At 30.5% G+C, this 8,495-nt stretch carries 10 protein-coding genes and 1 other annotated feature; of the genes, 4 read left to right on the top strand and 6 right to left on the bottom strand.

Going from position 1 to position 8,495, the window contains the following annotated elements:
* Positions 1 to 95 precede the first annotated feature (95 nt).
* Positions 96 to 360, top strand: a binding site (T-box leader).
* A gap of 70 nt (positions 361 to 430) precedes the next feature.
* Positions 431 to 1,999, top strand: coding sequence for a lysine--tRNA ligase (gene lysS / locus CN514_RS21610; RefSeq protein WP_098234344.1), 1,569 nt, complete (start codon positions 431 to 433; stop codon positions 1,997 to 1,999).
* A gap of 64 nt (positions 2,000 to 2,063) precedes the next feature.
* Here the strand turns inward: lysS and CN514_RS25950 are convergent, their stop codons facing one another.
* Positions 2,064 to 2,216 (bottom strand): hypothetical protein, encoded by a 153-nt coding sequence (locus CN514_RS25950; protein ID WP_167374910.1) that lies wholly within the window; start codon positions 2,214 to 2,216, stop codon positions 2,064 to 2,066.
* A 149-nt stretch (positions 2,217 to 2,365) separates the two neighbouring features.
* Between CN514_RS25950 and CN514_RS21615 the strand changes: the two genes are divergently transcribed.
* Positions 2,366 to 2,875, top strand: a complete 510-nt coding sequence (locus CN514_RS21615) for a hypothetical protein (protein ID WP_098234345.1) — start codon at positions 2,366 to 2,368, stop codon at positions 2,873 to 2,875.
* Between the two features lie 93 nt (positions 2,876 to 2,968).
* On the opposite strand, the gene CN514_RS21620 is transcribed toward CN514_RS21615, so the two are convergent.
* The 5 genes from CN514_RS21620 to CN514_RS21640 all read right to left on the bottom strand — a co-directional run bounded on the left by CN514_RS21620 (position 2,969) and on the right by CN514_RS21640 (position 7,088).
* Entirely contained in the window at positions 2,969 to 3,586 is a 618-nt protein-coding gene (locus tag CN514_RS21620) for a rhomboid family intramembrane serine protease (protein WP_098234346.1), read from the bottom strand.
* 237 nt (positions 3,587 to 3,823) lie between these two features.
* Positions 3,824 to 4,759: a serine hydrolase domain-containing protein gene (locus CN514_RS21625; protein ID WP_098234347.1), complete on the bottom strand. Its 936-nt coding sequence runs from the start codon at positions 4,757 to 4,759 to the stop codon at positions 3,824 to 3,826.
* Positions 4,760 to 4,935: 176 nt separating this feature from the next.
* Positions 4,936 to 5,553 carry an NUDIX hydrolase gene (locus CN514_RS21630; RefSeq protein ID WP_098234348.1) on the bottom strand — a complete coding sequence of 206 codons (618 nt, stop codon included), beginning with the start codon at positions 5,551 to 5,553 and terminating at the stop codon, positions 4,936 to 4,938.
* Between the two features lie 153 nt (positions 5,554 to 5,706).
* The gene (locus CN514_RS21635) at positions 5,707 to 6,471 is read right to left on the bottom strand and encodes an exodeoxyribonuclease III (protein ID WP_098234349.1); all 765 of its coding nucleotides are present in this window, start codon (positions 6,469 to 6,471) and stop codon (positions 5,707 to 5,709) included.
* Entirely contained in the window at positions 6,468 to 7,088 is a 621-nt protein-coding gene (locus tag CN514_RS21640) for a 3'-5' exonuclease (protein ID WP_098234350.1), read from the bottom strand. Before CN514_RS21640 ends, CN514_RS21635 begins: the two co-directional genes overlap by 4 nt.
* A gap of 162 nt (positions 7,089 to 7,250) precedes the next feature.
* Here CN514_RS21640 and CN514_RS21645 point away from each other — a divergent pair, with 162 nt between their 5' ends.
* Complete coding sequence (locus tag CN514_RS21645) at positions 7,251 to 7,658, top strand: CidA/LrgA family protein (protein ID WP_176526024.1); 408 nt, start codon at positions 7,251 to 7,253, stop codon at positions 7,656 to 7,658.
* Entirely contained in the window at positions 7,645 to 8,334 is a 690-nt protein-coding gene (locus CN514_RS21650) for an LrgB family protein (RefSeq protein WP_286141789.1), read from the top strand. The genes CN514_RS21645 and CN514_RS21650 overlap by 14 nt, the downstream gene beginning before the upstream one ends.
* Positions 8,335 to 8,495: the final 161 nt, after the last annotated feature.

Genomic DNA, 8,495 nt, shown 5'->3' on the forward strand with positions numbered 1-8,495 from the left:
ATTTAAACAGTATTTAAATCAATTTATTCAACTTTAAATTTAATTGACAATTAATATTGTTTTGATTAATATAATAACAATTAATATTTCGAATTTTAAAAGCTGTGAAGAGAAAAGTAGTAAGGTTAAAATTATTTACAGAGAGCTCCGGAGTGCTGAAAAAGGAGTAATAATGAACTTTACGAAAAAAGACTTGGAGCTTCGTATGGAACTAAAGTTTACTTTAGGGATGGTACGCCGGGTTCTCCCGTTATAGAGATAGGGTATAAGCACTCGTGCCGTACCTAAATGAGGTTGGTATGGTAACATATCAATAAACTGGGGTGGTACCACGAAGTTATAACAACTCTCGTCCTCAAGATGATAAATCTTGGGGGTGGGAGTTTTTTTATTTGCAATTGTTAAATAAAAATAATTTTGAGGTGAAAACATGCATTGGGCATATAAAATCGCAAATGAATTAATTGAAAAATATCCAAATAAAGAAACTTATGTATGTGCATCTGGCATAAGCCCATCCGGGTCGGTTCATATTGGAAATTTTCGTGAGATCATCACAACTTATTTTGTTGTGAAAGCTTTAAATAATTTAGGTAAGAAAACAAGATTTATCTTTTCTTGGGATGATTTTGATCGTTTTAGGAAGGTCCCGGCTAATATTCATCCAACGTATCATCATTTTATAGGGAAAGCTTATTCAAATATCCCTGACCCATTTGGCTGTCACTCAACATTCGCTGAACACTTTGAAAAGGAATTTGAAAAATCCTTATCTGAACTAGGTATTGAGGTTGAGTTTATTTATCAAAGTAAAGAATACAAATCTGAAAGATACAATGAAGACATTATACATGCTATTGAAAAAAGAAAAGAAATTTATGATATTTTAAAGAAGTTCAAGACAAGTGTTCCAAATGAACAAGAACGAAATGATTTTTACCCTATTACACTGTACTGTGAAAATTGCGAAAAAGATGATCCTTCAATTACTCAATACAATCATGAAAGCAAAACTTTAGATTATTCATGTCGTTGTGGATTTTCAAATCAATTATCTATAGAAGTTGCAAACAATATTAAATTAAACTGGAAAATTGATTGGGCTATGAGGTGGAAGAAAGAAGATGTTGTCTTTGAACCTGGTGGAAGAGATCATTCATCTGAAACCGGTAGTTACAATGTTTCAAAAGAAATTGCTAAAGCCATATTTGACTTTGATGCACCTCTTTATACACCTTATGAATTTATTGGAATAAAAGGTCAAAATCAAAAAATGTCGAGCTCCTCTGGTAATTTAATTACCCCAGCTGAGTTAATGGAAATCTATTTACCCGAAGTTATTCTCTTTATGTTTGCTAAATATAAACCAACAGCAGCATTTAATATCGGTCTAGATGAAGATGTGATTAAAAACTATTCAGAATTTGAACGGTATCAATCACATTATATTGATCAAACTTTACTCGATTTAGATATTTGCCAATCGGTCGAATTTGCACATATCGGCAAAATTGATAAAAAATATCCAAAGTTTAATCATGTTGCTAGCATTCTGCCTCTCGTTAATTACAATGTAGCTCTATTAAAAGACATATTTATTAATAATGGAGAAACTTTCTCATTTATTGAAATAGAGAAAATTAGTCAGTTGGCTGAATATTGGATCAAAAAATACAATCCACAAAAAAATATAATGATAAACCAAAAACAAGCTATTGAATTTTATCACTCTTTAACCGAAGAACAGCAATTTTGGCTGAAAAATTTATGTGATTACCTATTAAATAACGAGCCCCAAGATCAAACTGAATTAATGAAACAATTATACTCGATTTGTAATCATGACGATAAAAAAATAATGAAAGCAAATCAAAAAACTTTTTTCACAATGATCTATCGGCTTGTTTTAAATAGAACAAGTGGACCACCTATTCCATTGTTGTTTCAAGTAGTGAATAAAAATCAGTTAATCCATTTATTAAACTTCAACGAAAGTTAATATAAGGTAGCAAACATAAACATGGACTCAGATCTATAAATTCTGAGTCCCATTTTATCAATTTTTATTGAATACGGTTTTTAAATGCTTCTTCTGTCACAATATAATCTTCTTCTCGATCTTCATGTTTACGGTCTTCAGGTGCGACTAGTGTTCCTTTTGGATGAGTTGGTTCATGACCTTTTTTCTTATGATTAAAGCTTTTACCTCTTGCCATTATAAAATCCTCCTTAGTTAAATCATCATTAATAATATGAGTATTTTGACTTTAACTTATAGATGGTAGATTATTACAAGGAGGAATTTTATTAAGCTGATTTTGATGATATGATAATGAAAAGGACTTAATTAAGTTAGAGGTATAAGATGAAAAAAGAATTTGCAATCAGTATTTCAAAGCAGATTAAAAATTGGATGGTTTCAAATAATTCTTTATTTAATATTGAAGAAATACCAACAACTTTTAATACATTACAAAATTTTCAACAATGGACAAACGGAAAACCAATTGTTTCAGCCTTTCATTTAAGTAAAGTCGAGGAAGAAAGCTATTATTTACTATTAATCGACTGGCATCGAAATGAAAATTTTTATTTAGTCATATATGTTGAAAATAAATCTACAACCGCTGCAGAAATAAGAGAAATTCGTGAGCAAGATGGACAATTTTCTTTAGTTTGGAAATATAATCCATTGAAACGAGACGGCAAAAACGCTGAACGAAAAGCTTATTTCAAACAAGTATTTGGTTCACTTCAAGTAGAAATACCAATTCCGAGTACTCCTAATGAAGTTGAACGATTTTTTAATGAACTCTACAATTTATGTAGAAACCGTCAAACAGCAGACAGGATTATAAATCTATATGATTTTTAAATTAAGAATGAGCACTCTAACAAATGAAAAACTAAACTAAACAAAACAACCTAGTCCATTCCGAACTAGGTTTGTTTTTAAAATATATGTATTCTAAACATTAACAGAGTTTTGAAACCTTGCACTCTTTTTTAATAATAGAGGAGTTATGATAAAACCGATAACCATACCTGCCAAGTGACCAGTTAAACTTGTCGACGGGATAATTAATGAAGATAGTAAACCAATTCCTAAAAATGTTATGACAAACTTTCGATCATCTGAAAAGAGCATCTTTTTTCTAAATACAGTAATAAATAAATACATTCCTAAAAATGCATAGCCTACACCGGATGCCCCTGTCTCAACTGTATTAGGCGAATAGTTAAAATTAATAATAAGTCCTGTAAGAATAACCGATAATAAATAAAATAGTAAAAATTTAACTGAACCTAACGCTCTTTCTAAAGGTCTACCTAAAATAATCATAAAGGTCATATTCATAAAAAAATGAGCGTAGCTTCCGTGCATAAATGCATAAGTAAAAAGTCTCCAAATTTCACCTTGTTTTACTAATTCGTGCTCATAACCACCTAAGTTTATGATATTTTCAATCGTATACCCACCTAAAAATGTCGTAATAATCGCTAATATAGTGCATAAACCAACCATTATTGTTGTGATTGGATATTTCCTAATAAACGTTTTGAAGTCTTCTGTCACCAAAAACATCAATCTTCATCCCTTCTTGGAGCTATTATCAAGTTGTTGTTTATATTTTCTAATTACTTAATTCGACATTTTTCTGTAAATTCCTATTCTCAAATAAAAAAATCATACAAAATTTAGAAGTAGGAATAGGAATTACAGGATCAAGATTATTTTAAAAAGATTAAATGAAAGAGTAACGATCATCTTGAATTATTAATTCTTGGTCTTTGTATCCACCTTCACTAAACATTTTAAGTCCTATTCATTAGTTAATAGTAAAGGATAGTATTTTTGAATGATTTTTAATGGGGTAGAAGTATTGATATATTTTGCACTTGTAAAAACGGCTACGAATTGATTTTTTGGTGAAATAAAGATGAATTGGCCTCCATAGCCCATGGCAAAATAAATCGTTGAATCAAGATCCTTTAACTCATTATTTACAAGCACCCACCAATGATAGGCATATGAACCAACATGCGGATATGTATGGTACTTCGCTTTTGTTGATTTTTCAATCCACTCACTTGAAATAATTTGTTTATTATTCCATTTTCCTTTTTGCATCATTAATATCCCAATCTTCAGTAAATCATCTGCCGTCAAACTTAAGCCAAATCCACCAATATTAATTCCTTTTGAATCTTCATGCCAAATAAACTCTTTTATGCCTAACGGATCAAATAACATTCGTTTTGCAAAAATAGATAGTTTTTCGTTCGTTACCATCTGAATAATTGCACTTAGTACTTGAGATGCTCCAGAATCATAAATCATTTTTTCACCTGGTTTATTAACCATTTCTTTTTCAAGTACATATTGGATCCAGTCTTTACTATTAATCATTGGAAAGGGACGCCCACCCCATTCTCCCCACTCTTGCCAATCATATCCAGGTGTCATTGTGAGCAAATGTTCGATCGTAATGTCTCTTTTTTTCGTTTCAATATTTGGAAAAAATTTAGCTATTGGTACTTCAACACTTTCTATAAATCCATTATCAATGACAATACCTATTAAAATCGATAAAACACTTTTCGTTACAGAATTAATTTTGAATAGTTTTGTTTCGCTTTTTGAATTTTTATAAAAATTATATTTAATTTCTCCTTTTTGATAAATAAGACAAGTTGAAATGCGTTCTTTTTTTAATTCATTTTCGAATTTTACATAATCCATAAAATTGGTTTTCAAATCCTTTCTCCTTTAAAGTTGCTTTAGTATGTTCCTTCTATTTTTATTCTAAATATGTATATTTTTCATTTCGTTCAAATCATTTTTAAAACTTTGTCCCCTTTAAAACAAAATCGAGCTGCTTATAGCAACTCTAAAATTTTATTTAACATCTTATCTATTTTTTAAAATTATCTTTAATCAAAACAAGTTTCTTTATTAGGATTTTGATAATATTCAAACATTAATGCTAATTGAGAAGCAGTATTTCGATTGAGAGAAAGCTCTGGTAAATGCTCTTTATCAAAGAAATCAATATCACTTGTTTCTGTTCCAATTGAGGGATTGCCACCAACAATTTCACATTGTATAAATAATTTGTAGTAGTGATATGAATGAGGTGGATGGTCATGCTTAGTCATGTCTAAAACTGCTAGTAGTTTTTTCACTTCAACTTCATAGCCTGATTCTTCAAAAATTTCTTTTACTACATTTTCTGAAGCTGATAACCCAACGTCACAAAAACCACCTGGTAAAGACCATTTATTTTCTAGCTTTTCTTTTACTAATAATATTTTACCATTTTTAAAAACGACACCTCTAACATCAAGCTTTGGTGTGGGATACCCCCGTTCATTGCGAAACAATCCTTCGATTTCCTCAATTTGTAATTCTGAATAATGATTTAAAATATCAGCACTTATGTGTCTTAGTTCTTCATACCTTTCTTTATCAAAAACATCTTTCGTAAAGGTCAATCCTGCTTGAGAAATTGCTTGGATTCTCTGTGCCCATTCTAGCCATTTTATACTCATAGGAATCCACATCCTTTTCTACTTTTAAGTAGTTTTACAAACAATTTTTATACTTTGTCCTAACTTTAGTTTACGCATAATTGCTTCTCGTTGACTTACTAAATGCCTATATAAAAAAAGAAAGCTCTAAAATCTTAGGGCTTTCTTCTATATTTAAATGATCGAATCTTCCATCATTAAAACAACTGGACAATGATCACTACCCATAATGTGGGAGTGAATTTCTGAATTTATTAGTTCACTTTGTAGTCTATTTGAAATAATAAAATAATCAATACGCCATCCAATATTTCGTTCACGGACTTTTGCCATATAAGACCACCAACTATATGAACCTTCTTTAGTTGGATTTAAAAATCGAAAGCTGTCAGTAAAGCCACTTTCTAATACTGCTGTCATTTTACCACGTTCTTCTTCCGTAAAGCCAGAATTCGTACGATTTGATTTTGGATTTGCTAAATCGATTTCATTATGTGCGACATTTAAATCCCCACATAAGATGACGGGTTTTTGTTCATCGAGCTTATTTAAATAGTTTTTAAAATCATCTTCCCATTTTAATCTTATTGGTAGTCTAGCTAAATCTCGCTGAGAATTAGGCGTATAAACATTTACCATATAAAATTTCTCGAATTCTAAGGTTAATACCCTACCTTCTTGATCTTCTTCTTTACCATTAAATCCAAAACTTACATTTAATGGTTTATGTTTCGTAAAAATTGCAGTACCTGAATAACCCTTTCTTACTGCAGAATGCCAAAATTGATAATAACCGTCTAATTCCAACGTTATTTGATCTTCTTGGCACTTCGTTTCTTGTATACAAAATAAATCCGCTTTTTGTTCATTAAAATAATCTAAAAATCCTTTTTGTACACATGCTCTTATTCCATTTACATTCCAAGATATTAATTTCATACTTTTTTCTCCAATTTACGTTTAGGTTTCGGTTTTACTAATGATGAACGATAATCAAACTGATGAATTTGTCCGTGATAAATTGAAGTTTTCTCATATAACTCTTCAAATGATGAGATTTCATATTCCTTCATTAAATGAAGAAATATTTTCGCGCAAGCCTCAGCATCCGCTAATGCATGGTGATGATGTTCTAATAAAATACCGAATTGACTTGATAAAGTATCTAATGAATAACGAGATTGCTTTGGCAATACCTTCTTAGCAAGCTGTAGTGAACATAGTAAATTATTTAAAGCTGAAGGTACACCATATCTTGATAAATTATCTTTTAATGCATAACCATCAAATGCTAGATTATGTGCTACTAATGTTTTCCCCTCAATTTTGTCTTTAATCGTTTCATAAAATTCTGGGAAAAGAGGTGCATCTTGTACATCTCTTGGCCTAATTCCGTGCACAGAAATATTCATCGAATAAAATTCTTCTTCAGGATTAATTAGAGAGTAAACTTGGTCAACGATTACTCCTTCTTCAACAAATACAAAACCGACAGCACAAATGCTATGTCGATTATAATTTGCCGTTTCAAAATCGAACGCTACAAATGATTTCATATTATATAACTTCCTCTATTTATATTATAAAACTATTATAATCTTTTTTATAAAAAGATGCATTTTTATCATAACGAAAAAAGTTCACATTTTCGCCATAATTTATTGTACAATAATAAGATTAATAGTCTACTAGTTAGTAAGAATCAAAGGATGTTGAAAATGAATTTTGTAAAATTGGTTGTCCAAATAAGCTTTCTTTACTTATTATTTTTTATTGGAAATATTATTCAGCAACAATTTCATCTAATTATTCCGGGAAGTATTATTGGTATGATGTTATTATTTTGTTTACTATTTATACCATTCTTTAACGAAAAATGGATTCGATATGGGAGTAATTTTTTAAGTAAGCACTTAACGCTTTTGTTTATTCCAGCTACTGTAGGGATAATGAATTATTCTTCTATTTTAAACTTTCACGGTTTAATTTCTATTATAATCGTATTAATTAGTACAGCAATTGTATTTACAATTACTGCAAGCATTAGTTCGTATCTTACTTCGAGAGCCCATAAAAAACAAACAACTGATTTATTAATTGGGAGGGATACGAATGAAGGACATTAAAAGTTTGCTATTTATCCTCTTAACGATTTTGTGTTATATTCTTGCTAAAAAAATGTACGCTAAATTCACATACTCGTTACTGATTCCGATTGTTACCTCTACAACAGTAATTATCATCCTGCTTGTAAATCTTCACATTACTTATGAATCGTATATGCTTGGAGGTAAATGGATTAATTTGCTTTTAGGTCCTGCTGTTGTTTCTTTTGCCTATCCATTATACGAACATAGGGCAACATTAAAGAAACATTGTATGTCGATATTAGTTAGTGTAATGGCTGGAACAATTGTCGGACTACTTTCAGGTGTATACTTATCACTATGGCTGGGATTAAAAAAAATCATCCTGCTTTCTTTAGCAGCAAAATCAGTTACAACCCCTTTAGCAATGGGCATCACTTCAATGATTGGTGGTATTCCGTCTTTAACGGTTGTATATGTAATGATTGCTGGTATTTCAGGATCAATGTTTGGTCCTGCTATTCTATCAAAACTTAAAATAGACCACCCTGTTGCAATTGGCGCTTCGTATGGAATTTCATCACATGGAGTAGGTACAGCAAAAGCAGCAGAATATGGGGAAATTGAACAAGCAATAAGTTCTATAGCAATGACGCTTAGTGCGATAGTTGCCTCTATTCTTATTCCATTTTTAATAAGATTAATTCTAAAATAAAACTTCCCACAAGGAACATATTTTCCTTGTGGGATATTTTTTGATTTTCACGGATCAGTATTTTTCAAAACAAAAAAAGTGTCTAAAAAAGTACATTGACCAATGAGACACCCAATTTAATATTTTTTTAATTTACCAAGGTCTTCCCCACCCCCATGGAC

The sequence above is a fragment of the Bacillus sp. AFS001701 genome, assembly GCF_002559405.1.
GTDB lineage: Bacteria > Bacillota > Bacilli > Bacillales > Bacillaceae_G > Gottfriedia.